Below are 24,618 nucleotides of genomic sequence, written 5' to 3'. Positions count from 1 at the left end.
GCCGGGGGCCGCGGCGAACACGCGGCGCTCACGGCACCAGGTGCGCCAGGAGCTCCTCCCCCACCGGGTACGGCTGCTCCTCGGGCAGCAGCTCCTCCGCCTCCGTCAGCCGCCCCTCGCGTACGAGGCCGTGGACCTCGTGGACGAGCGGTGTCACGTCCCGGATCCCGACCGTCCACTCGTCCGCGTACCGCCGCGACGCCTCACCGGCCAGGCCGAGCTGGAGCGAGCGGTGGTCGAGGGCCCTCAGGTGCAGGTCCCGCTCGGGGTCCCACTGGACGCGGGCCGGCGCATGCTTCAACTCACGCTGCCAGGAGGCCCGGTCGGCGTGGAATCCGCGCACGTAGTGGGAGAGGCAGGCGTTGCGCAGCGCCCACTCGAAGCCCTCGCGGGTGATCTCGACGGCGAGGACGGTCTCCTGGCCCTCCTTCAGGCCCCAGCCGCAGCGGTAGGCCATCCACAGGAACGAGGGCTTGACCCAGGTCATCCGGTCCCGCTTCCAGGCGGCCGGGAAGCGCCCGTCGCGGGCGGCCGGGAGGCCGATCGACGGGGTGTACGCCTGGTAGACGGTCACCGTGGTGTCGGTGTGGACGGCGCGGATCTGGCACTTCGGGATCTGCGGGGTCTGCGGGGAAACGGGCATGGCCCCCAGGGTGCGTCGCAACGCGCCCCGGGGGCCACTGGTTTTGCCCGGCCTTCCGGCCTGTCAGTGGTTGCGCGGGAAGCCCAGGTCCACGCCCGCCGGGGCCTCGGACGGGTCCGGCCAGCGGGTGGTGACGACCTTGCCGCGGGTGTAGAAGTGGACGCCGTCGTTGCCGTAGATGTGGTGGTCGCCGAAGAGCGAGTCCTTCCAGCCGCCGAAGGAGTGGTAGCCCACCGGCACCGGGATCGGCACGTTCACGCCGACCATGCCCGCCTGGATCTCCAGCTGGAAGCGGCGGGCGGCGCCGCCGTCGCGGGTGAAGATCGCGGTGCCGTTGCCGAACGGCGAGGCGTTGATGAGGGCCACGCCCTCCTCGTACGTCTCGGCGCGCAGCACGCACAGGACCGGGCCGAAGATCTCGTCCTGGTACGCCTTGGCGGTGGTGGGGACGTGGTCCAGGAGGGACAGGCCGATCCAGTGGCCGTTCTCGTGGCCGTCGACGGTGTAGCCGGTGCCGTCGAGGACGACCTCGCAGCCCTCGTCCGCCGCGCCGTGGACGTAGGAGGCGACCTTGTCGCGGTGGACGGCCGTGATGAGCGGGCCCATCTCGGAGGTCGGGTCGTTGCCGGGGCCGATCTTGATCTTCTCGGCGCGCTCGCGGATCTTCTGGACCAGCTCGTCGCCGATCGCGCCGACCGCGACGACCGCGGAGATCGCCATGCAGCGCTCGCCGGCCGAGCCGTACGCCGCCGAGACCGCCGCGTCGGCGGCCGCGTCGAGGTCGGCGTCGGGCAGCACCAGCATGTGGTTCTTGGCGCCGCCGAGCGCCTGGACGCGCTTGCCGTTGGCGGAGGCGGTGGTGTGGATGTAGCGGGCGATCGGGGTCGAGCCGACGAAGGAGATCGCGGAGACGTCCGGGTGCTCCAGGAGCCGGTCCACGGCCACCTTGTCACCGTGCACGACGTTGAAGACGCCGTCCGGCAGGCCGGCCTCGGCGAGCAGCTCGGCGATCTTCAGGGACGGCGACGGGTCCTTCTCGCTGGGCTTGAGGATGAAGGTGTTGCCGCAGGCGATGGCGATGGGGAACATCCACATCGGCACCATCGCCGGGAAGTTGAACGGGGTGATGCCGGCCACGACACCCACCGGCTGGCGGATCGCGGCCACGTCCACCCGGTTGGACACCTGGGTGGACAGCTCGCCCTTGAGCTGGGTGGTGATGCCGCAGGCCAGGTCGACGATCTCCAGGCCGCGGGCGACCTCGCCGAGCGCGTCCGAGTGCACCTTGCCGTGCTCGGCGACGATCAGCTCGGCGATGGCGTCGCGGTTGGCGTCGAGCAGCGCGCGGAACTTGAAGAGGATCGTGGTGCGCTGGGCCAGCGAGGAGGTGCCCCAGGTCTCGAAGGCCGCCTTGGCGGCGGCCACGGCCGCGTCGACCTCCTCGACGGACGCGAGCGCCACCTGTGTGGTGACGGCGCCGGTGGCCGGGTCGGTGACCGGGCCCCAGTTGCCCGACGTGCCCTCGACGGTCTTGCCACCGATCCAGTGGTGGACGGTCTTCGTCATGACGAGTTACTCCTTCAGAGATGGCGGCGTCGGGCGGTGACGTGCCGGTCGTACTCCTCGCGGGCCTTGACCGCCGACGGTCGGGTCGAGGTCTCGGCCACGGGCACATCCCACCACGCCTGGGCGGGGGGCGCGCCCGACACACTGTCTGCCGTTTCGGTCTCGACGTAGACACATGTGGGAACCGTCGCCTCCCGTGCGTCCGCGAGCGCTTCCCGCAGGTCACGCACGGTGCGGGCGCGCAGCACCCGCATGCCGAGGGAGGCGGCGTTGGCGGCCAGGTCGACGGGCAGGGGCGGCCCGGTGAAACCGCCGTTCGCCGCCCGGAAGCGGTAGTCGGTGCCGTACCGCTCGGCTCCCACGGCCTCCGACAGGCCGCCGATCGACGCGTAGCCGTGGTTCTGCAGGATGACCACCTTGATCGGCAGGCGCTCCTGCACGGCGGTGACGATTTCGGTGGGGTTCATCAGATACGTACCGTCGCCGACGAGCGCCCAGACGGGCCGGCCGGGCGCGGCGAGGGCGACGCCGATGGCCGCCGGGATCTCGTAGCCCATGCAGGAGTAGCCGTACTCGACGTGGTACTGGTCCGAGGAGCGGGCCCGCCACAGCTTGTGGAGGTCGCCGGGGAGCGAACCGGCCGCGTTGATCAGGATGTCGTCGGTGGTGACCAGAGTGTCGAGTGCGCCGAGCACCTGGGCCTGGGTGGGGCGGGCGCGCGGGTCGGGCGCGGCATAGGCGGCGTCGGTCTGCTCCTGCCAGTCCCGCTTGGAGGAGATCCACTGGACCAGGTCCTGACGGTGGTCCCCGAGTGCCTCGGCGAGCGCGGTGAGGCCCTCTCTGGCATCGGCGACCAGCGGCAGGGCGGCGGCCTGCTTGTGGGCGTCGAAGCCGGTGATGTTGAGGTTGAGGAAGCGCGTGCCGGGGCGGAAGAGGGTGCCGGACGCGGTGGTGAAGTCGGTGTAGCGGGTGCCGACGCCGATCACCAGGTCGCTGGTGCGGGCCAGGGCGTTGGCGGTGCCGGTGCCGGTGTGGCCGATGCCGCCGACGTCGCAGGGGTGGTCCCAGGGCAGGACGCCCTTGCCGGCCTGGGTGGTGGCGACCGGCAGGTCGGCCCGCTCGGCGAGGGTGCGCAGGGCGTCCTCGGCGGCGCTGTGCTTCACTCCGCCGCCCGCGACGACCATGGGCCGCCTGGCCGCCCGCACCGCCCGCACGGCGGCGTCGAGCTCGGCGGCGTCGGGCCGTGGCCGGCGCACGGTCCAGGTCCGCTCGGCGAGGAACTCCTCCGGCCAGTCGTACGCCTCCGCCTGCACGTCCTGCGGCAGCGCGAGGGTGACGGCACCCGTCTCGGCGGGGTCGGTGAGCACCCGTACGGCGGCGAGCGCGGCCGGGATCAGCGCCTCGGGGCGGGTGATCCGGTCGAAGTACTTCGACACCGGGCGCAGGCAGTCGTTGACGGACACCTCGCCCGCGTACGGCACTTCGAGCTGTTGCAGGACGGGGTCGGCGGGGCGGGTGGCGAAGGTGTCGCCGGGCAGCAGGAGGACGGGGATCCGGTTGATCGTGGCGAGGGCGGCACCGGTGACGAGGTTGGTGGCGCCGGGGCCGATGGAGGTGGTGACGGCGTGCGCCTGGAGCCGGCGGGACTGGCGGGCGTAGCCGACGGCCGCGTGCACCATGGCCTGTTCGTTGCGGCCCTGGTGGTACGGCATGAGCGTGCCGTACTCGACGAGCGCCTGGCCGATCCCGGCGACGTTGCCGTGGCCGAAGATGCCCCAGGTGGCGGTGATCAGGCGGCGGCGCACGCCGTCGCGCTCGGTGTGCTGCGCGGCGAGGAAGCGCACCAGGGCCTGGGCGACGGTCAGCCGGACGCTCATGCGTATCCCTCCGTGTGGTCGGGGTGGAAGCTGATCCGCCACTCCCGCTCGGAGCCGGGGCCCGCCATGACGTTCAGGTAGTAGAGGTCGTGGCCGGGCTGGGCGATCGACGGCCCGTGCCAGCCGTCGGGGACGAGGACGGCGTCGCCGGTGCGGACCTCGGCGAGCAGCTCGGCGCCGCCGGGGCGGGACGGGGTGATCCGCTGGTAGCCGTAGCCGTGTGGGCCCCGGACCTCGTAGTAGTAGATCTCCTCCAGGACGGACTCCTCGCCCGGGCGGTGCTCGTCGTGCTTGTGCGGCGGATAGGAGGACCAGTTGCCGCCGGGGGTGAGCACCTCGACGGCGATCAGCCGGTCGCAGGGAAACGTGTCGGCCGCGGCGAAGTTCCGCACCTGGCGGTTGCGGTTGCCGCTCCCGCGGGTCTCGACGGGAACCTCCGGCGCGGGGCCGTAGCGGGCGGGGAGTCGTCGCTCGCACTTCGCTCCTGCCAAAGCGAAGCGGCCTCCCGCACCGGAGGCGATCTGGGCGTGGGCGTCCCTGGGCACATAGGCGAAGTCCGAGACCCCGTCGAACACGCTCGCGCGCCCCACGAGTTCGAGGATTTCCCCGTCTGCGCGCACCGTACCGCCCCCGGACAGCGGAAGCACCACCCATTCGCTGTTCCCTGTCTCGAACTCGTGGGTCCCGCCGGGCGGCAGGTCGAGCACGCGCAGCGAACTGTGCGTCCAGCCGGCCAGCGAGGGCTCGATGTCGACGGCGTAGGGCCCGCGGGCGGCGGCCCCGGACGGGAGGTGCAGGTGCGGTGTGACTTCCATGATCTGTGCCTACCCGTTGTCCGGCGGCCTCACCGGCCGCGCGGGGAGTTCCGGGTGATCTCGGGGTCCCCGGGGCCGAGGTCCTCGGGGTTCCCGGGGCCGGAATGCTCGGGGTTCTCGGGGCCGCGGTTCTCGGGGTTCTCAGGGCCCCTGGCCACGGGGTTCTCGGGGTTCTCGGGGTTCCCCGGGCCCCTGGGCCCCAGGTTCCCGGGACTCCCGGGGTTCTCGCGGCTCCCGGGGTTCTCGGGGATCGAGCCGGTGCCGTGCTCCAGCGCGAGGGCGATCTCGGTGTCGTACGGCATCGCGGAGGAGCAGGCGAGCCGGCCCGCGACGATCGCGCCGGCCGCGTTGGCGTGGCGCAGCACCCGCTCCAGGTCCCAGCCGGCGAGCAAACCGTGGACGAGCGCGCCGCCGAACGCGTCGCCCGCGCCCAGGCCGTTGACGACGTCGACCGGCAGCGGGGGGACCTCGGCGCCGGTGCCGTCGGCGGCGAGGGCGAGCACGCCCTTGGGGCCCTGTTTGACGACGGCGAGCCGCACGCCCGCGGCGAGCAGGGCGCGGGCGGCGGCGTGCGGCTCGCGCTCACCGGTCGCGATCTCGCACTCCTCGACGTTGCCGACGGCGACCGTGGCGTGCCGCAGCGCCTCCCGGTAGAGCGGCCGGGCCTCGTCGGCGGGCGTGTCGCCGTCCCAGAGGGTGGGCCGCCAGTCCAGGTCGAAGACGGTCAGCGCGTCGGGAGCGGCGTGCGCGGTCCGCTCGCGCAGCGCGGCGAGGGTGGCCGAGCGGCTGGGCTCGGCGCTCAGGCCGGTGCCGGTCGCCCAGAAGGCGCGCGCGGTCCGCAGAGCCGCCAGGTCCAGCTCGCCGGGGTGGATCTCCAGGTCGGGGGCCTTGGGGCGGCGGTAGAAATGGAGGGGGAAGTGGTCGGGCGGGAAGATCTCGCAGAAGGTGAGCGGCGTGGGGCAGGCCGCGACGTCGGTCACCCACCGGTCGTCCACCCCGAACGCCCTCAGCTCGCGGTGCAGGTACGTGCCGAACGGGTCGGCGCCGGTGCGGCTGACGAGTGCGACGCGTCGGCCCAGGCGCGCGGCGGCGACGGCGACGTTGGCCGGCGAGCCGCCGAGGAACTTGGCGAAGGTCTCGGCCCGGGCCAGCTCCACACCGACCCGCAGCGGATAGAGGTCCACGCCGAGCCGGCCCATCGTGATCAGGTCGTACGGCTGGTCGTACGGCTCCGCCGCCATGCCACGTCACCTCTCGCCACGGCCCCCCGGGCCCACGCCCCAGGTCTATCCACGGCCCCCGGCGGTGTCAACGACATGTCCTGACATTCGGACGTGCCGTCGGACGACGTCTTGACGGCCCTGCGGGTCCGTCCCAAGGTGGCATTCATGACGAACCCGACGAACCCGTCGCCGCCGTCCCGTATCCGTGTGGGTTCCGCCCCCGACTCCTGGGGGGTGTGGTTCCCGGACGACCCCCGGCAGGTGCCGTGGCAGCGGTTCCTCGACGAGGTGGCGGGCGCCGGATACGCGTGGATCGAGCTCGGCCCGTACGGCTATCTGCCCACCGATCCGGGTGTCCTCGCCGAGGAGACCGCCCACCGGGGGCTGAGGGTCTCGGCCGCGACCGTGTTCACCGGGCTGCACCACGGCCCGGAGGTGTGGGAGCGGACCTGGGGGCATGTGGCCGAGAACGCGGCCCTCGCCCAGGCGATGGGCGCCGAGCACCTGGTCGTGATCCCCTCCTTCTGGCGGGACGACCGCACCGGTGCCGTCCTGGAGGACCGCGTCCTCGGCGCCGAGCAGTGGCGCCATCTGACCCGTCTGACCGAGCGGCTCGGCCACGAGGTCCGGGACCGCTACGGCCTGCGGATCGTCGTCCACCCGCACGCCGACACCCATCTCGACAGCGAGGAGAACGTCACCCGCTTCCTGGACGCCACCGATCCGGACCTGGTCTCGCTCTGTCTGGACACCGGGCACTACGCCTACTGCGGCGGCGACAGCGTCAAGCTGATCGAGACCTACGGCGAGCGGATCGGCTACCTCCACCTCAAGCAGGTCGATCCCGAAGTGCTGGCCCAGGTCGTCGCCGACGAGGTGCCGTTCGGCCCGGCGGTGGCCCGCGGGGTGATGTGCGAGCCGCCGGCCGGGATCCCGGCCCTCGAACCGGTCCTCGCCGCCGCACAGGCCCTGGACGTCGACCTGTTCGCGATCGTCGAGCAGGACATGTACCCGTGCGACCCGGACCGGCCGTACCCGATCGCCGAGCGCACCCGCCGCTTCCTCCGTTCCTGCGGTTACTGATGTCCCTCTGATGCGCTCTGGTGAGCGTGTGTCACTTTCGTGCCATCCGTCCTCCCTTCGTCACACATATCTCCATTACGCGGGTTTTCCGTCACAGGCGCTCAACAGCCGCTCTCCTCCGGTCGGCAGGGGCCGTTCTCCGGGCACAGGCTCAGTGATCACCAGTGACGTCCGGCGACTCCTCCGACGGCGCCCCCGCGCCGAGGCCGCCGGACACGCAGGAGAGGTGCCACGCATGACGGACAGAAGGCTCTGGTCGTACAAGGACATCGCCGCGCACATCAAGGTGCAGCCGGACACGGTCCGCTCCTACCGGAAGCACGGGCTGCTCCCGGCGCCCGACCACGTCGAGTCGGGCAAGCCCTACTGGTACGCGGACACCATCCACGCCTGGGTCGCCAACCGACCAGGGAACAGGAGGCCCTAGCCGACCGGTTCGGGCGCCCGCTCCCCCTCGGGACGGGGCGCCTGCGGTATCCCGCCGTCGCCGTCGCCACCGCCGCCGTTCCCGCCGCCGTCGCCGCCCTCGCCACCGCCGCCGCCCTCGCTGATGCCGAAGCGGTCGTGGAGGCGGCGCAGCGGCCCGGGGGCCCACCAGGTGAGGCGGCCGGTCAGCTTCATGACGGCCGGGACGAGCAGACTGCGCACCACCATGGCGTCCATGAGGACGGCGAGGGCGACGCCGAGGCCGAGCATCTTGGTGTTGGTGACCCGGGAGGTGCCGATCGCGACCATCACGACGGCCAGGATGACGGCGGCCGCGGTGATCAGACCGCCGGTGCGGCGCAGTCCGAAGCGGACGGCGTGCTCGTGGTCGCCGGTGGCGTCGTACTCCTCCTTGATGCGGGAGAGCAGGAACACCCCGTAGTCCATGGAGAGTCCGAAGGCCACGCAGAACATCAGGACGGGCAGGGTGGTCTCGATGTCGCCGCTCGGGGTGAAGCCGAGCAGTCCGGAGAGGTGGCCGTCCTGGAAGACCCAGACGACGGCGCCGAACATGGCGGTGAGGCTGAGCGCGTTGAGCACGACGGCCTGGATCGGTATGAGGGCGCTGCCGGTGAGCAGGAAGACCAGGACCAGGGTGACGACGGCGATGATGCCGGCCGCCCAGGGCAGCCGCCCGCCTATCGCGTGCTTGGAGTCGACGAGGACGGCGGCGGCGCCGGTGACGGAGGTGCCGAACGGGGCCCGCTCGGCGCGCAGTTCGCCGACCACCCGCTGGGCCCCGGCGCCGACGCTCTCGCCGTCGGGGACGACCGTGAAGTAGGCGCGGGCCTGCCCGCCGGCCGGGGAGGTCACCGGCCCGTCGACCCGGGCGACCCCGTCGAGCCGGGCGATCCGGTCCCGGTAGTCGGCGTACTGGCCGGGAGTGGCCCGGCCCTCGGCGAGCACGGTGAGCGTGCCGCCGGGGTTGCCGGGGAAGCCGTCGCGGAGCTGGTCCTGGACGACGCGGGACTCGCTGGTGGCCGGGAGCTGACGGTCGTCGGCGGTGCCGAACGTGACGCCCAGGAAGGGCAGTCCGAGCAGCACGAGCCCGGTGGCGGTGGCGACGGCGAACCAGGGCGCGCGCCGCATCACGAGGGCCGCCGCCCGCCCCCAGCCCGCGCCTTCCTCGGCGCTCTGCGCGCTCCGGGCGCTCTTCCGGCGGAAGAGCCGGCGCAGGTCGAGGGCGTTGACCCGGTCGCCGAGGAGCAGCAGCGCGGCCGGCAGCAGGATCAGGGCCGCCGCGGCGGCCAGCAGGACGACGGCGATGCCGGCGTACGCGAAGGAGCGCAGGAAGTACTGCGGGAAGACCATCATGGCGGCGAGCGAGACGGCGACGGTCAGGGCGGAGAAGAGCACGGTCCGCCCGGCGGTGCGCAGGGTGGTGGCGACGGCCGTCGCCGGCGTGGCTCCGCCGGCCAGCTCCTCGCGGAAGCGCCGGACCACGAAGAGGGCGTAGTCGATGGCGAGTCCGAGGCCGAGGGCGGTGGTGAGGTTCAGGGCGAAGACGGAGACGTCGGTGACCTCGGTGAGGCCGCGCAGCACGGCGTTGGTGCCGAGGATGGCGACGACGCCGATGCCGAGCGGCAGCAGGGCGGCGACGGCGCTGCCGAAGACCATGACGAGCAGGACGAGGGTGAGCGGCAGGGCGATCAGCTCGGCCCGCAGCAGGTCCTCCTGGATGAGCGTCTGCATCTCGTGGCGGACGGCGAGCGGGCCGCCGACGGAGACCCGTACGGGCCCATGGATGCCGCGGAATTCGGGGGCGATGCGCTCCAGGACCGCGCCGGCGGCCTTCTCGTCGCCGTCGATCCGGGCGGCTATGACGGCCTGGTGGCCGTCCTTGGAGCGCAGGGCCGGGGAGCCGGTCTGCCAGTAGGAGCCGACGCCGGTTACGCCCGGCTCGGCGTCGAGCCGCCCGGTGAGCCGCCGGGCCTCGGCGGCGACGGCCGGGGAGTCGACCCCGGCCCGGCCGGCGTCGAGGAGCAGCAGCACATTGGGCTGGGAGGCGGGGAACTCCCGCTCCAGGGCCTTGAGCGCGTACGTGGACTGGGCGTCCGGGTCCTCCCAGCCGCCGCTGCCCATCCGGTCGGCGACACCACTGCCGGCGAACACCGCGAGCGCGGTGATCACGAGCGCGAGGAGGAGCGAGAGGCGCGGCCGGGCCGTGACGAACCTCGTCCAGCCACCGGGCCCGTCGCCCACCGGCGGGGACCCACCCCCCGTGAGCAGCGCTTTCTTGACTTCGGCCATGCCGCGGTGTCCCCTTCACCAGGGCCCCCGCAGACCGTGCGGGGGTCGTCCAGCGCCCGTCCATTGCCCATAGACTGGCAAACACGAGTGATCACTCGCGTTTTTCAAGAATGCGAGCGACCTCTCGTGTTTGTCAATCGCGTTCAGAGAGCTGGGGACAGCCATGTCCGAGAAGACTCCCGGGACGACCCCCGAGGAAACGAAGCCGCGCCGCCGTCAGGCCCGCGGCGAGCGCCGCATCGCGCAGCTGCTCCAGGCCGCCGCGAACGTCTTCTGCGCGAAGGGCTACACGGCGGCGAGCACCAACGCGATCGCGCGCGAGGCGAGCGTCTCCCCCGGCACGCTCTACCAGTACTTTCCGAACAAGGAGGCGATCGCCCTCGAGCTGGGCGACCGGCTGCTCGCCGAGATGCGGGCGGCCCACGGCCAGGCGTTCACTCCCGCGAACCTTGGCCTGCCGCTCCCCGAGCTCGTCGACGCCGTCCTCGACCCGCTGATCGAGTTCAACTGCCAGCACCCGGTCCTCCTCGCCCTCATGCACGGCTCGGAGATTCCCGGGCGGATCGCCGAGGAGCACGATGCCCTGCACGCCTCGATGCTGGCCGCGGTCGGCGAGCTGATGGCCCACTACCTGCCCGCGAGCGAGGCCGCCCAGCGCACCCGGATCTCCGATATGATCTTCGCCATCGTGAAGGCTGGACTCGCTCTCGTCCTGGCCGCGCCCGAGGGTCCGGAGCGGCAGGCGGTGATCACCGAGCTGAAGACGGTCCTGCTGCGCTACCTCGGCCCGCTCCTGACGGACCGGGCGCTCACCACGACTCCGAGCCCGTGACCCGCTCCCGCTCCTGCTCCCGCCCCTCCCCGCGCGCGGACACCCGGCCGCCCCCCCGGCGCGACGAGGAACAGCACCAGGAAGAGCGGCAGGAGCAGCAGCGTACGGCCGCCGCCGAGCAGCACGCCGGCGGCGAGGCCGAGCGCCAGGGCGGCCGGCCAGGCCCACACCGAGCGGCGCAGGGTGTCGCCGCGGACCTTGCCGAACCCGATCTCGTACCCGGCGAGGAAGATCAGCACGGTGAGGCCGAGCCGGGAGAGCCCGTCGACGAGCGCGTCGGGCTGCGCCCAGCCGAGTACGTCGGGGCCGATGACGATGCCGAGCAGGGTCTCGAAGATGACGAGCGGCACGGGGAGCCGGCGGCCGGCCCCGCAGGCGAGCAGCGGCGCCAGGACGGCGACCGTCATGATCAGGATCAGCATGGTCCCCGAATGCGACATATCGGGCGAATACCATAAGGCTCGACCCGGGCCGCGGGAGCGGCGCGAGGAGGGTCACAGGGCGAACTGATACCCCCTGGGGGTACACTGCCTGGTAGTACGGCGTACGGACCCGCGACGCGCGGGACCGCGCACCCCGAATGCCTCGAAGAGGAGAGCCGATGACCGCCGAGACGAAGACCGAACTCACCACCGTCTACCAGGTCAAGGGCATGACCTGTGGCCACTGCGAGGGCGCGGTGGCCGGCGAGATCTCCGAGATCGCCGGCGTCTCCTCGGTCACGGCCGTCGCCGCGACCGGCCGGGTCACCGTCGTCTCCGCCGCCCCGCTCGACGAGGAGGCCGTCGCCGCCGCCGTCGACGAGGCCGGCTACGAGCTGGTCGGCCTCGCCTAGGGGGTGTCTTGTCGATCAGGCCGGATCAGGGAGCGGCGTCTGGTGCCGTGCATCGCAAGGCGGAGGAGGGAGTCCATGCGGAGCATCGGCGACCGACGACAACGCGGCGAGGCGCGGTGCCAGGCGTCGCGAGCCCGGCATGATCGGCGAGACACCCCCTAGGGTCTCGGCCAGGGCCTCGCCCGGAAGGGGTTCCCGCAGCGCTGCCGCAGGGCCGTACGGTGACTACGTACGGCCCTGCTCCCGTTTGGAACCGCTGATGACCTCCACGATCACCGAGCTGACGATCGGCGGGATGACCTGCGCCTCCTGCGCGGCCCGCGTCGAGAAGAAGCTCAACCGGATGGACGGGGTGACGGCCACGGTCAACTTCGCCACGGAGAAGGCCCGGGTCGAACACCCGGCCCAGATCCCGGTCGCCGAGCTGGTCGCCACGGTCGTCAGGACCGGCTACACCGCCGAGGAACCCCCTCCGCCGGAGCCCGAGCCCGGGCCCGCCGGGGAAGAGGAGCCCGAGCGGGACCCCGAGCTCGCCTCGCTCCGCGAGCGGCTCACCGTCTCCGCCGTCCTCGCCCTGCCCGTCGTCCTGCTCGCGATGGTCCCGGCCCTCCAGTTCGAGAACTGGCAGTGGCTCTCGCTCACCCTCGCCGCGCCCGTCGTCGTCTGGGGCGGCCTGCCCTTCCACCGCGCCACCTGGACGAACCTCAGGCACGGCGCCGCCACCATGGACACCCTCGTCTCGGTCGGCACGCTCGCCGCCTTCGGCTGGTCGCTCTGGGCGCTCTTCCTCGGCGACGCCGGCATGCCCGGCATGCGGCACACCTTCGACCTCACCGTCTCCCGCGACCACGCATCCTCCACCGTCTATCTGGAGGTCGCCGCCGGCGTCGTCACCTTCCTCCTGCTCGGCCGCTACCTGGAGGCACGCGCCAAGCGGAAGGCCGGCTCCGCCCTGCGCGCCCTGATGCGGCTCGGCGCCAAGGACGTGGCCGTCCTGCGGGCCGGCGCCGACGGGAAGGTCACGGAGGTACGGATGCCGGTCGACGGGCTGGCGGTCGGCGACCGCTTCGTCGTACGGCCCGGGGAGAAGATCGCCACCGACGGCACCGTCACCGAGGGCGACTCCGCCGTCGACACGTCCATGCTGACCGGCGAGTCCGTGCCCGTCGACGTGACGGCGGGCGACGCCGTCACCGGCGGCTGCGTCAACACCTCCGGCCGCCTCGTCGTCGAGGCCACCCGGGTCGGCGCCGACACCCGGCTGGCCCGCATGGCCAGGCTCGTCGAGGACGCCCAGAACGGCAAGGCCGAGGTGCAGCGGCTCGCCGACCGCATCTCGGCCGTCTTCGTGCCCGTCGTGATCCTGATCGCGCTCGGCACCCTCGTCACCTGGCTGCTCGTCACGAGCGACATCACGGCCGCCTTCACGGCCGCCGTCGCCGTCCTGATCATCGCCTGCCCGTGCGCCCTGGGCCTCGCCACCCCGACCGCCCTCATGGTCGGCACCGGCCGCGGCGCCCAGCTCGGCATCCTGATCAAGGGTCCGGAGGTCCTTGAGTCCACCCGCCGCGTCGACACCGTCGTCCTCGACAAGACCGGCACGGTCACCACCGGCCGGATGGAGCTGACCGGCGTGCACGTGTACGGGGGCGCGTACGGCTCCGGCGGTACGGACGAGGCGGAGCTGCTGCGGCTCGCGGGCGCCCTGGAGCACTCCTCCGAGCACCCGGTGGCCCGGGCGATCGCGGCCCGCGCCGCCGAGAAGGTCGGCGAGCTGCCCGTACCGAAGACCTTCGAGAACGTGCCCGGGCTCGGGGTGCGCGGCTCGGTCGACGGGCATCTGGTGCTCGTCGGACGCGCCGGGCTGCTCGCGGCCGAGGGCGTCGACGTGCCCGGGGAGGCCGCTGCGGGCGTGGTGCACGTGGCCTGGGACGGGCGGGCGCGCGGCACCCTGACGGTCGCCGACGCGGTCAAGGAGACCAGCGCGGAGGCGGTGGCCCGGCTGCGCGGCCTGGGGCTGCGGCCGGTGCTGCTCACCGGGGACACCCGCGCGGTGGCCGAGCGGGTGGCGGCGGAGGTCGGCATCGACGAGGTGATCGCCGAGGTGCTGCCGCAGGACAAGGTGGACGTGGTCAGGCGGCTCCAGGCCGAGGGGCGCACGGTCGCCATGGTCGGCGACGGCGTGAACGACGCCGCGGCCCTGGCCACCGCGGATCTGGGCCTGGCGATGGGCACCGGCACCGACGCGGCCATCGAGGCGGGCGACCTCACGCTGGTGCGCGGAGACCTGCGGGTCGCGGCGGACGCGATCCGGCTGTCCCGGCGGACCCTCGCGACGATCAAGGGGAACCTCGGCTGGGCCTTCGGCTACAACCTGGCCGCGCTGCCGCTGGCGGCGGCCGGACTGCTCAACCCGATGATCGCCGGCGCCGCGATGGCCTTTTCGTCCGTATTCGTCGTCACGAACAGCCTGCGGCTGCGCCGGTTCTCGTGAATTGACCTACACGTGACTCACAGGACCTTCACAAAGAGATCTAGATCACAGATATTTGAGGGTAACCATCTGGGCCGTTCGCGAGTCTAAGTGGGCGATGCCAAGAACGTCTTGGGGGACGTTCATGGGATGTCTTGGGGGACGTCCCAGGCAAGCGCGGCCGGGGCACGTGCACCGGGGAGCTTTGAGCGGCCCTCCCGTATACGTACCCCGGCAGACCGCGCCGCACGGCGCCCGGCCCGGATCCCGTGGGGGGAATCCGCACCGGGGATATGGGAAGCGCCCCGTCGTCGACCCGTGGGGGGATCGACGGCGGGGCGCTTTCGCTTTACGGCTCGGCCGGCCTCACGGCCGTGCGGTGGCCTCGGGTCAGCGGGCCTCGACCGGAACGAAGTCGCGCTCGACGACACCGGTGTAGATCTGGCGCGGGCGGCCGATGCGGGAGCCCGGCTCCTTGATCATCTCGTGCCACTGGGCGATCCAGCCCGGGAGGCGGCCGAGGGCGAAGAGGACCGTGAACATCTCGGTCGGGAAGCCCATCGCGCGGTAGATGAGACCCGTGTAGAAGTCCACGTTCGGGTAGAGGTTGCGCGAGACGAAGTACTCGTCGGAGAGCGCGTGCTCCTCCAGCTTGAGCGCGATGTCGAGCAGCTCGTCGGACTTGCCGAGGGCCGACAGGACGTCGTGCGCCGCCGCCTTGATGATCTTGGCGCGCGGGTCGAAGGACTTGTACACCCGGTGGCCGAAGCCCATCAGGCGGACGCCGTCCTCCTTGTTCTTCACCTTGCGGATGAAGGAGTCGACGTCGCCGCCGTTGGCCTGGATGCCCTCGAGCATCTCCAGGACGGACTGGTTGGCGCCACCGTGCAGCGGGCCCCACAGGGCCGAGATGCCGGCGGAGATCGAGGCGAACATGTTCGCCTGCGAGGAGCCGACCAGACGGACGGTGGACGTCGAGCAGTTCTGCTCGTGGTCCGCGTGCAGGATCAGCAGCTTGTCGAGCGCCGAGACCACGACCGGGTCCAGGTCGTACTCCTGGGCCGGGACCGAGAAGGTCATGCGCAGGAAGTTCTCGACGTAGCCGAGGTCGTTACGCGGGTAGACGAACGGGTGACCGATCGACTTCTTGTACGCGTAGGCCGCGATCGTCGGCAGCTTGGCGAGCAGCCGGATCGTGGAGAGGTGGCGCTGCTTCTCGTCGAACGGGTTGTGGCTGTCCTGATAGAAGGTGGACAGCGCGGAGACCACGGAGGACAGCATCGCCATCGGGTGGGCGTCCCGCGGGAAGCCGCGGAAGAAGTTCTTGACGTCCTCGTGGACCAGCGTGTGCTGGGTGATCTCGTTCTGGAACGTGGTGAGCTCGTCCGCCTTCGGCAGCTCACCGTTGATCAGCAGGTACGCCACCTCCAGGAAGGTGGACTGCTCGGCCAGCTGCTCGATGGGGTAGCCGCGGTACCGCAGGATGCCCTGCTCACCATCGAGGTAGGTGATGGCGGATTTATAGGCGGCGGTGTTGCCGTATCCGCTGTCCAGGGTGACCAGACCGGTCTGGGCTCGGAGCTTGCCGATGTCGAAGCCCTTGTCGCCGACGGTGCTGTCGACCACCGGGTAGGTGTATTCACCGTCCGCGTACCGCAGTACTACAGAGTTGTCGCTCACGTCATCCCTCACCGACGTAGTGCCTCTTCTTCGAGGTGCCCTGACTGTCTCTACCATCCCCCATTTGGCTCAGGAGAGTGCACTCGGGGTCGACCATTGGGCCATTTGGCGGCACTCAGTGCCGCCAACCTGCTCATCCTGCCCCCTTCGCCCCGGTTCTGGAAGTCCTCCGTGATCTTTCACACCAGAGTGGCCCCTGTGAGCCGATGGGCCAGTGAGGTAAAGCGGCGCCCGGCCGAAACCGTACGCACCGCCTGGGCGATCGCGCGGCGGGAGCCGACGAGCACCACGAGCTTCCGGGCGCGGGTGACGGCCGTGTAGAGCAGGTTGCGCTGGAGCATCATCCAGGCGCTGGTGGTGACCGGAATCACCACGGCCGGGTACTCGCTGCCCTGCGAGCGGTGGATGGTCACAGCGTAGGCATGGGCCAGCTCGTCCAGCTCGTCGAAGTCGTACGGCACCTCCTCGTCCTCCTCCGTGCGGACCACGAGCCGCTGCTCGACGGTGTCGAGGGAGGTGACGACGCCCACGGTGCCGTTGAAGACGCCGTTGGCGCCCTTCTCGTAGTTGTTGCGGATCTGGGTGACCTTGTCGCCGACCCGGAAGACCCGGCCGCCGAAACGCTTCTCGGGCAGGTCCGGGCGGGCCGGCGTGATCGCCTGCTGGAGCAGCCCGTTGAGCGAGCCGGCGCCGGCGGGGCCCCGGTGCATGGGGGCGAGGACCTGGACGTCACGGCGCGGGTCGAGGCCGAATTTGGCGGGAATCCGGCGGGCGGCGACCTCCACCGCCACCCGGGCGGCGTCCTCGGTCTCCTCCTCGGCGAAGAGGAAGAAGTCCGGCAGGCCGGTGGTGACGGGCGGGACGCCCGCGTTGATCCGGTGCGCGTTGGTGACCACACCGGACTGCTGCGCCTGCCGGAAGATCCGGGTCAGCCGGACCGCCGGGACCGGGCTGCCCGGGGCGAGCAGATCGCCGAGCACCTCGCCGGCGCCGACCGACGGCAGCTGGTCCACGTCCCCCACCAGGAGCAGGTGGGCACCCGGTGCCACCGCCTTGACCAGCTTGTTCGCGAGCAGCAGGTCCAGCATCGAGGCCTCGTCGACCACGACCAGGTCGGCGTCGAGCGGCCGGTCCCGGTCGTAGGCCGCGTCGCCGCCCGGCTTCAGCTCCAGGAGCCGGTGCACGGTCGACGCCTCCGCCCCGGTCAGCTCCGCGAGCCGCTTCGCCGCCCGGCCGGTGGGCGCGGCGAGCACCACCCTGGCCCGCTTGGCCCGGGCCAGCTCCACGATCGACCGGACCGTGAACGACTTGCCGCAGCCCGGTCCGCCGGTCAGCACCGCGACCTTACGGGTCAGGGCGAGCCGCACCGCCTGCTCCTGCTCGGGCGCGAGCGAGGCGCCCGTACGGTCCCCGAGCCAGGCCAGCGCCTTGTCCCAGGCCACGTCCTGGAAGCCCGGCATCCGGTCCTCGTCGGCGGTGAGCAGACGGCGGATCTGACCGGCGAGGGACAGCTCGGCCCGGTGGAACGGGATCAGGTACACGGCCGTGACCGGCAGCCCCTCCGGTCCCGGCACCTTCTCCCGCACGACCCCCTCCGGATCCTCGGCGAGGTCCCCCAGGCAGTCGATGACCAGGCCCGTGTCCACCTGGAGGAGCTTCACGGCGTCCGAGATCAGGCGCTCCTCCGGCAGGAAGCAGTGCCCCTGGTCCGAGGACTGCGACAGCGCATATCGCAGGCCGGCCCGCACCCGGTCCGGGCTGTCGTGCGGGATGCCGACGGCCTGGGCGATCCGGTCGGCGGTGAGGAAGCCGATGCCCCAGACGTCGGCGGCCAGCCGGTAGGGCTGGTTCTTCACGACGGAGATCGAGGAGTCCCCGTACTTCTTGTAGATCCGCACGGCGATGGAGGTCGACACGCCGACCCCTTGGAGGAAGACCATCACCTCCTTGATCGCCTTCTGCTCCTCCCAGGCCGCGCCGATCAGCTTCGTCCGCTTGGGCCCGAGGCCGGGCACCTCGATGAGCCGCTTCGGCTCGGTCTCGATGACGTCGAGGGTGTCCGTGCCGAAGTGGTCCACGATCCGCTCGGCGATCCGGGGCCCGATGCCCTTGATCAGGCCCGAGCCCAGATAGCGGCGTATGCCCTGGACGGTGGCCGGCAGCACCGTCGTGTAGTTCTCCACGGTGAACTGCCGCCCGTACTGCGGATGTGAGCCCCAGCGCCCCTCCATCCGCAGGGACTCCCCCGGCTGGGCACCGAGCAGCGACCCGACGACGGTGAGCAGCTCGCCGGAGCCACGGCCGGTGTCGACACGGGCGACCGTGTACCCGTTCTCCTCGTTGGCGTAGGTGATCCGCTCCAGGACCCCTTCGACCACTGCGGGATTGGACATGAGGCGACGGTAGCGAAGGGGTCGGACAGCAGGGCCGGGGCTGTGGAAAACCGGCGCGGGAAGGGGGCCCGCGGCAGGGTGCCCGCCCCGAGGCCCACCGCTCACACCCCCAGGAACGCCTCCACCGTCTCCTCCAGGACCTCCACGCCGTCCCGCGCCCACAGCTCGTCGTTGAAGAGCTCGACCTCCACCGGGCCCGAGTAGCCCGCCTGCTCCACCAGCTCGCACCACGCGGCCAGGTCGATCGCCCCCGACCCGAGCTGCCCCCGGCCGTTCAGCACGCCCGCCGGCAACGGGGTGATCCAGTCGGCCAGTTGGAAGGAGTGGATACGGCCCTCGGCGCCCGCGCGGGACACCGCCGCCGGGGCGCGGTCGTCCCACCAGAGGTGGTAGGTGTCGACGACGACGCCCACCTCGCCGGCGGGGAAGCGCTCGGCGATGTCCAGGGCCTGGTCGAGGGTGCAGATCGCGCAGCGGTCGGCGGCGAACATGGGGTGGAGGGGCTCGATGGCGAGGCGGATGCCGCGCTCGGCCGCGTACGGGGCGAGGGCGGCGATCGCGTCGGCGATGCGGGCGCGGGCGGCGGGCAGGTCGCGCAGGCCCGGGCCGCGGGCCGGCAGGCCGCCGGAGACGAGGACGAGGGTGTCGGTGCCGAGGGCGGCGGCCTCGTCGATCGCCGCGCGGTTCTCCGCCTCCCAGCCCTCGCTCGTGAAGAAGCCGCCGCGGCAGAGGGTGGTGACGGTCAGCCCGGCGTCCCGGACGAGCGCGGCGGCGGCCTCGACCCCGTACTCCCGCACGGGTTCGCGCCACAGGCCGACGCCCGGGACGCCGAGCCGGACGCACTGGGCGACCAGGTCGGGCAGCGGGAGCTGCTTGACGGTCATCTGGTTGACGCTGAAACGGTCGAGGTTCACTGGGACGCTCCGTGGACCGTGAGCAGGGAACGCATCCGGGCCGCCGCGAGCTCCGGGTCCGGGAACAGGCCGAGGCCGTCGGCGAGTTCGTACGCCCGGGCGAGGTGCGGGAGGGAGCGGGCGGACTGGAGGCCGCCGACCATCGTGAAGTGGTCCTGGTGGCCGGCGAGCCAGGCGAGGAGGACGACGCCGGTCTTGTAGTAGCGGGTCGGGGCCTCGAAGAGGTGCCGGGAGAGCGCGACGGTCGGGTCGAGGAGGGCGCGGAAGCCGGCCGTGTCGCCCGTGTCGAGGAGCCGCACCGCCTCCGCCGCCAGCGGGCCCAGCGGGTCGAAGATGCCGAGCAGCGCGTGGCTGAAGGACCGTGTGTCCCCGGCGATCAGCTCGGGGTAGTGGAAGTCGTCGCCCGTGTAGCAGCGGACCCCGTCGGGCAACCGCCGCCGCAGCGCGATCTCCCGCCCCGCGTCGAGCAGCGACACCTTGATGCCGTCGACCTTGTCCGGGTGGGCGGCGATCACCTCCAGGAAGACGTCCGTCGCCGCGTCGAGGTCCGCCGTACCCCAGTAGCCCTCCAGGGCCGGGTCGAACATCGGGCCCAGCCAGTGCAGGACCACCGGCTCGGCCGCCTGGCGCAGCAGCTGCCCGTACACCTCCAGGTAGTCCTCGGGCCCGGTCGCCGTCGCCGCGAGGGCGCGCGAGGCCATGAGGATCGCCTGGGCGCCCGACTCCTCGACGACGGCGAGCTGCTCCTCGTAGGCCCGCCGGATCGCCGACAGGCCGGCGGGGAGGACGAGTTGGTCGGTGCCGACTCCGCAGGCGATCCGGCCGCCCACCGCCTTCGCCTCGGCGGCCGAGCGGCGGATCAGCTCGGCTGCCCCGGCCCACTCCAGGCCCATGCCGCGCTGCGCGGTGTCCATCGCCTCGGCGACGGCGAGCCCGTGCGACCACAGGTGGCGGCGGAAGGCGAGGGTGGCGTCCCAGTCGACGGCGGCGGGGCCGCCGGGGGTCGTGTCGGCGTACGGGTCGGCGACGACGTGCGCGGCGGCGAAGACGGTACGGGAGGTCGGCGGGCGGCCGGTCGCGGTGAGCGCGAGGGGCTCGGCGCGCGGCTCGTACGTCCGCAGCCCGCCGCCGGCTTGGGGCAGCCGGACGGGGGCGGGACTCACGCGCGCGGGACTCACGCTCACGTGCGCGGGGCTCAGGCGTACGGGGGCGGGGCTCACGCGCACGGAGGCTGAGCTCCCGGGCGCAGGGGTGGAGGTCGCAGGGGCGGAGGTCGCAGGGGCGCGGTCGGGGCTCACAGCGTCACCTCCGGGACCTCGAACCGGCGGCCCTCGGCCGCCGACCGGAGCCCGAGTTCGGCGAGCTGCACGCCGCGCGCGCCCGCGAGCAGGTCCCAGTGGTACGGCTCGCCCAGCACGACGTGGCGCAGGAACAGTTCCCACTGCGCCTTGAAGCCGTTGTCGAACTCGTCGTTGTCCGGCACCTCCTGCCACTGGTCCCGGAAGGACGGGCCCGCGCCGAGCGGCAGGTCCGGGTTCCAGACCGGCTTCGGCGTGGCGGAGCGGTGCTGGACGCGGCAGCCGCGCAGCCCGGCGACGGCGGAGCCGTGGGTGCCGTCGACCTGGAACTCGACGAGTTCGTCGCGGTGGACCCGTACCGCCCAGGAGGAGTTGATCTGCGCGACGGCCCCGCCCGCCAGCTGGAAGATGCCGTACGCGGCGTCGTCGGCCGTGGCCTCGTAGGGCTTGCCCTGCTCGTCCCAGCGGCGCGGGACGTGGGTGGCGACGGTGGCGGTGACGGAGGTGACGCGGCCGAAGAGCTCGTGGAGCACGTACTCCCAGTGCGGGAACATGTCGACGACGATGCCGCCGCCGTCCTCGGCGCGGTAGTTCCAGCTGGGGCGCTGGGCCTGCTGCCAGTCGCCCTCGAAGACCCAGTAGCCGAACTCGCCGCGCACGGACAGGATCTCGCCGAAGAAGCCGCCGTCGACGAGCCGCTTGAGCTTGCGCAGGCCCGGCAGGAACAGCTTGTCCTGGACGACGCCGTGGCGGATGCCCCTCGCCTCGGCCAGGCGGGCGAGTTCGAGGGCGCCGGCCAGGTCCGCGGCCGTGGGCTTCTCGGTGTAGACGTGCTTGCCGGCGGCGATGGCCCGGGTGAGGGCGTCGACGCGGGCGGAGGTGACCTGGGCGTCGAAGTAGATGTCGATGCCGTCGTCGGCGAGGACGGCGTCGAGGTCGGTGGACCACTCGGTCAGGCCGTGCCGCTCGGCGAGGGCGCGCAGGGCGTGCTCGCGGCGGCCGACGAGGACCGGCTCGGGCCACAGGGTCTCGCCGTTGCCGAGGTCGAGGCCGCCCTGCTCGCGCAGGGCGAGGATCGAGCGGACGAGGTGCTGGCGGTAGCCCATGCGTCCGGTGACGCCGTTCATGGCGATGCGGACTGTCCTGCGGGTCACGGAGGTGTTCCTCTCGTTCGGCGGGCGGGGCGGAGGGGAGAGAAGACGCGAGGGAAGGCACGCGAGAAGGCGCGGCAGAAAGCACTGCAGAAAGCACGGTAGAAAGCGCTTTCTTTCGACGGTGACGCTAGCCTGCCGACATCACCGTCGACAAGGGCCCCGGAGGTACGTACGCGATGACCGTCACCCTGGCGGACGTGGCCGCCCGCGCACGGGTCTCCCCCGCGACCGTCTCCCGCGTCCTGAACGGCAACTACCCGGTCGCCGCCGCCACCCGCGAGCGGGTGATGCACGCGGTCGACGAGCTGGACTACGTCCCCAACGGCCCCGCGAGCTCGCTCGCCGCCGCCACCTCCGACCTCGTCGGCATCCTCGTCAACGACATCGCCGACCCCTTCTTCGGGATCATGGCGGGCGCGGCGCAGAGCGCGATGGGCGCCGGCGGCCCGGGACTCGCCGGGGGCGAGAAGCTCGCCGTCGTCTGCAACACCGGCGGCTCCCCCGAGCGCGAACTCACCTACCTCACCCTGCTCCAGCGCCAGCGTGCCGCCGCCGTCATCCTCACCGGCGGCTCCCTGGAGGACGCCGGGCACCAGGCGGCGGTGACGGCCAAACTGGCGCGGCTCGCCGAGGCCGGGACCCGGCTGGTGCTGTGCGGCCGGCCGCCCGTCCCCGACGTCGCCGCCGCCACGCTCGCCTTCGACAACCGCACCGGGGCGCGCCTGCTCACCGAGCACCTGCTGGCCCTCGGTCACCGGCGGATCGGTTACGTGGCGGGGCCGGCCGACCGCACCACCACCCGGCACCGCCTGGAGGGCCACCGGGCGGCCCTCGCCGCGGCCGGGGTACCCGAGGGGCCCACGGCGCACGGCCCGTACGACCGCGCCTCCGGCCGCACCGCCACCACCGAACTCCTGCGCCGCGCCCCCGGCCTGACCGCCGTCGTCGCCGCCAACGACACCGTCGCCCTCGGCGTGTGCGCGGCGCTGCGCGAGCGGGGCCTGAGCATCCCCGGGGACGTCTCGGTGGCCGGCTTCGACGACCTGCCGTTCACCGTCGACGTGGTGCCCGCGCTGACCACCGTACGACTGCCGCTGCACGAGGCGGGGGCCCGCGCCGGACGGCTCGCACTCGGCACGGAGGCGGCACCGGCGGGCGGCACGGCGGTGATTCCGGCGGAGCTGGTGGTACGGGGGTCGACGGCGCCGCCTCGGGGGTGACGCGGGGTCAGCGACGCCGCATCTGAGTGATCAGCCGGTTGCCCTGCGTGACTGGCGTGCCGGGGCACACGCCCGAAGGCTTCCTTTCAAAGGCCCCGAACCGAGAGGTGACCATGAGAGCAAGCCCCCTGTCGCCGCCGCGCAGGACCGGATCCGTACGGCGTCGGCTCGCGGCCATCGGTGTGGCGGCGTTGCTGGCCACCGGCTACACCCCGGCAGCGGCGCAGGCCGTCCAGACGCCGGGCGAGCGCGCCGCGGACCGGCAGACCGCCGGGCCCGGCACCGCGCTCGCCTGGGGGCTCAACGACCTGGGCCAGCTCGGCGACGGCGCCACGAGCCTGAAGGCCACTGCCCCGGTCCGCGTGTGCGGTGCCGCCCCGTGCTCCTCGCCCCTCGACCAAGTGGTGGCTGTGGACGGGGACGGGGTACACAGCATCGCGCTGCGCGCGGACGGCACCGTCTGGACCTGGGGGTACAACGGCTACGGCCAGCTGGGCAACGGCACGTTCAACAACAGCACCACCCCCGTCCCGGTGTGCGCCGTCGGAGCGAGCGCGCCGTGTGGCAGCTTCCTCACCGGTGTCATGGCCATCTCCGCGGGCATCCACTACAACCTGGCCCTGCGGACGGACGGCTCTCTCGTCGCCTGGGGCGACAACACCTATGGCCAGCTGGGCGACGGCACCGACGGCAACATGCGCACCGTGCCCGTCGTCACCAACCTGATCGACGTGATCGACATGGCCGCGGGCTACCGCCACGGCCTCGCGGTGCTGACCGACGGGACCGTACGCAGCTGGGGAAGCAACGCCGAAGGGGAGCTGGGAGACGGCACGACGACGTCGAGCGACATCCCCGTGCAGGTCTGCGCCCCAGGGCAGACCGCGCCGTGCAGCAGTTTTCTCGACGGCGTGACCCGCGTCTCCGCGGGCGGCTTCCACTCACTGGCGCTGGAGGCGGACGGCACGGTCCGCAGCTGGGGTGAGAACAGCAGCGGCCAGCTGGGCGACGGCACCGCCACCAGCAGGATCGTCCCGGTCCAGGTCAGCGGGCTCACCGGGGTGAAGTCGATCAGCGCCGGTACTTCCCACAGCCTGGCGGCACGGACCGACGGCACCGTACGCAGCTGGGGATACAACGTCGAAGGTGAGCTGGGCGACGGCACGCACGCCAGCAAGAGCACCCCGGTGCAGGTCTGCGCACCCGGGACGTCCGCCCCCTGCTCCTCCTTCCTGACCGGCATCGCCACCGTCTCCGGCGGTTTCCAGCACAGCCTGGCGCTGCGCACCGACGGCACGGTCCGCAGTTGGGGCGACAACAGCAGGGGCCAGCTGGGCAGCGGCGACACCACGAGCAGCACCGTGCCGGTCAAGGTCTGCGCAGTCGGGCAGACCGCGCCCTGCACCCAGTTCCTCGACGGCGTGGGCGCCCTCAACGCGGGCGACTACCACAACCTCGTCACCTCCCGCCCCAGCGCCGACGTCGCCATCGCCCTCAAGTCCTCCCCCAACCCCGTAGCCGCCAACGGCAACCTCACCTACACCGTGACGGTGAAGAACAACGGCCCCTCGGCCGCCGAGAACGTCACCTTCGACGACTCGCTGCCCGCCGAAGGCGAGTTCGTCAGCGCGAGCTCGACCCAGGGCAGCTGCGTCGTGCCGCCGACCGGCTCGACGGACACGGTGACGTGCAAGCTGGGCGTCCTCGGTGCGAACAGGAGCCGGACCGCAACGATCACCGTCACCGTCCGGGCGAACGCGGGCACCACCGTCACCAACACGGCGAAGGTCACGAGCACCACCGAGGACCCGAACCGGGTCAACAACTCCGTGACCGTCCGTACGCGCGTGGGCTGACGCCCCGCCCGTACGTCATC

The 24,618-nt window shown here is 72.5% G+C and carries 19 protein-coding genes; 7 read left to right on the top strand and 12 right to left on the bottom strand.

The window, feature by feature from the left end; genetic code table 11:
• Positions 1 to 28 precede the first annotated feature (28 nt).
• The 5 genes from ACIRSU_RS16685 to iolC all read right to left on the bottom strand — a co-directional run bounded on the left by ACIRSU_RS16685 (position 29) and on the right by iolC (position 6,142).
• Positions 29 to 643, bottom strand: coding sequence for a DUF4291 domain-containing protein (locus tag ACIRSU_RS16685; RefSeq protein ID WP_403792719.1), 615 nt, complete (start codon positions 641 to 643; stop codon positions 29 to 31).
• A 63-nt stretch (positions 644 to 706) separates the two neighbouring features.
• Complete coding sequence (gene mmsA / locus ACIRSU_RS16680; protein ID WP_403792717.1) at positions 707 to 2,209, bottom strand: CoA-acylating methylmalonate-semialdehyde dehydrogenase; 1,503 nt, start codon at positions 2,207 to 2,209, stop codon at positions 707 to 709.
• Between the two features lie 14 nt (positions 2,210 to 2,223).
• Positions 2,224 to 4,086 carry a 3D-(3,5/4)-trihydroxycyclohexane-1,2-dione acylhydrolase (decyclizing) gene (gene iolD / locus ACIRSU_RS16675; RefSeq protein ID WP_403792715.1) on the bottom strand — a complete coding sequence of 621 codons (1,863 nt, stop codon included), beginning with the start codon at positions 4,084 to 4,086 and terminating at the stop codon, positions 2,224 to 2,226.
• Positions 4,083 to 4,901, bottom strand: coding sequence for a 5-deoxy-glucuronate isomerase (gene iolB / locus ACIRSU_RS16670; protein WP_403792713.1), 819 nt, complete (start codon positions 4,899 to 4,901; stop codon positions 4,083 to 4,085). Before iolB ends, iolD begins: the two co-directional genes overlap by 4 nt.
• 29 nt (positions 4,902 to 4,930) lie before the next feature.
• The gene (gene iolC, locus ACIRSU_RS16665; RefSeq protein WP_403792711.1) at positions 4,931 to 6,142 is read right to left on the bottom strand and encodes a 5-dehydro-2-deoxygluconokinase; all 1,212 of its coding nucleotides are present in this window, start codon (positions 6,140 to 6,142) and stop codon (positions 4,931 to 4,933) included.
• Positions 6,143 to 6,289: 147 nt separating this feature from the next.
• Between iolC and ACIRSU_RS16660 the strand changes: the two genes are divergently transcribed.
• Positions 6,290 to 7,207 carry a sugar phosphate isomerase/epimerase family protein gene (locus ACIRSU_RS16660; protein WP_403792710.1) on the top strand — a complete coding sequence of 306 codons (918 nt, stop codon included), beginning with the start codon at positions 6,290 to 6,292 and terminating at the stop codon, positions 7,205 to 7,207.
• A gap of 235 nt (positions 7,208 to 7,442) precedes the next feature.
• The gene (locus ACIRSU_RS16655) at positions 7,443 to 7,634 is read left to right on the top strand and encodes a helix-turn-helix transcriptional regulator (protein ID WP_403792708.1); all 192 of its coding nucleotides are present in this window, start codon (positions 7,443 to 7,445) and stop codon (positions 7,632 to 7,634) included.
• On the opposite strand, the gene ACIRSU_RS16650 is transcribed toward ACIRSU_RS16655, so the two are convergent.
• Positions 7,631 to 9,943, bottom strand: coding sequence for an MMPL family transporter (locus tag ACIRSU_RS16650; protein WP_403792706.1), 2,313 nt, complete (start codon positions 9,941 to 9,943; stop codon positions 7,631 to 7,633). The genes ACIRSU_RS16655 and ACIRSU_RS16650 overlap by 4 nt on opposite strands.
• 163 nt (positions 9,944 to 10,106) lie before the next feature.
• Between ACIRSU_RS16650 and ACIRSU_RS16645 the strand changes: the two genes are divergently transcribed.
• Positions 10,107 to 10,775 carry a TetR/AcrR family transcriptional regulator gene (locus ACIRSU_RS16645; protein ID WP_403792704.1) on the top strand — a complete coding sequence of 223 codons (669 nt, stop codon included), beginning with the start codon at positions 10,107 to 10,109 and terminating at the stop codon, positions 10,773 to 10,775.
• On the opposite strand, the gene ACIRSU_RS16640 is transcribed toward ACIRSU_RS16645, so the two are convergent.
• Positions 10,721 to 11,197: a cation:proton antiporter gene (locus tag ACIRSU_RS16640; RefSeq protein WP_403792702.1), complete on the bottom strand. Its 477-nt coding sequence runs from the start codon at positions 11,195 to 11,197 to the stop codon at positions 10,721 to 10,723. The genes ACIRSU_RS16645 and ACIRSU_RS16640 overlap by 55 nt on opposite strands.
• Before the next feature lie 179 nt (positions 11,198 to 11,376).
• Here ACIRSU_RS16640 and ACIRSU_RS16635 point away from each other — a divergent pair, with 179 nt between their 5' ends.
• Positions 11,377 to 11,610, top strand: a complete 234-nt coding sequence (locus tag ACIRSU_RS16635) for a cation transporter (RefSeq protein ID WP_403792700.1) — start codon at positions 11,377 to 11,379, stop codon at positions 11,608 to 11,610.
• Positions 11,611 to 11,869: 259 nt separating this feature from the next.
• Positions 11,870 to 14,104, top strand: coding sequence for a heavy metal translocating P-type ATPase (locus ACIRSU_RS16630; protein ID WP_403792698.1), 2,235 nt, complete (start codon positions 11,870 to 11,872; stop codon positions 14,102 to 14,104).
• A gap of 369 nt (positions 14,105 to 14,473) precedes the next feature.
• Here the strand turns inward: ACIRSU_RS16630 and ACIRSU_RS16625 are convergent, their stop codons facing one another.
• The 5 genes from ACIRSU_RS16625 to ACIRSU_RS16605 form a co-directional block, all read right to left on the bottom strand.
• A complete protein-coding gene (locus tag ACIRSU_RS16625) occupies positions 14,474 to 15,763 on the bottom strand; it encodes a citrate synthase (protein WP_403792697.1) in 1,290 nt (429 codons plus the stop codon).
• Between the two features lie 179 nt (positions 15,764 to 15,942).
• Positions 15,943 to 18,156, bottom strand: coding sequence for an ATP-dependent RecD-like DNA helicase (locus ACIRSU_RS16620; RefSeq protein WP_403792695.1), 2,214 nt, complete (start codon positions 18,154 to 18,156; stop codon positions 15,943 to 15,945).
• A gap of 101 nt (positions 18,157 to 18,257) precedes the next feature.
• Positions 18,258 to 19,040 (bottom strand): sugar phosphate isomerase/epimerase family protein, encoded by a 783-nt coding sequence (locus ACIRSU_RS16615; RefSeq protein ID WP_403793604.1) that lies wholly within the window; start codon positions 19,038 to 19,040, stop codon positions 18,258 to 18,260.
• 26 nt (positions 19,041 to 19,066) lie between these two features.
• Entirely contained in the window at positions 19,067 to 20,233 is a 1,167-nt protein-coding gene (locus ACIRSU_RS16610; RefSeq protein WP_403792693.1) for a dihydrodipicolinate synthase family protein, read from the bottom strand.
• Positions 20,234 to 20,364: 131 nt separating this feature from the next.
• On the bottom strand, positions 20,365 to 21,522 hold the full coding sequence (locus ACIRSU_RS16605) for a Gfo/Idh/MocA family protein (protein ID WP_403792691.1): 1,158 nt from the start codon (positions 21,520 to 21,522) through the stop codon (positions 20,365 to 20,367).
• Between the two features lie 176 nt (positions 21,523 to 21,698).
• Here ACIRSU_RS16605 and ACIRSU_RS16600 point away from each other — a divergent pair, with 176 nt between their 5' ends.
• Entirely contained in the window at positions 21,699 to 22,742 is a 1,044-nt protein-coding gene (locus tag ACIRSU_RS16600; protein ID WP_403792689.1) for a LacI family DNA-binding transcriptional regulator, read from the top strand.
• Between the two features lie 113 nt (positions 22,743 to 22,855).
• On the top strand, positions 22,856 to 24,598 hold the full coding sequence (locus tag ACIRSU_RS16595) for a hypothetical protein (protein WP_403792687.1): 1,743 nt from the start codon (positions 22,856 to 22,858) through the stop codon (positions 24,596 to 24,598).
• Positions 24,599 to 24,618: the final 20 nt, after the last annotated feature.

It is taken from the genome of Streptomyces sp. NPDC101160 (assembly GCF_044768205.1).
GTDB lineage: Bacteria > Actinomycetota > Actinomycetes > Streptomycetales > Streptomycetaceae > Streptomyces.
This window is presented reverse-complemented; position numbering and strand designations above follow the sequence as displayed.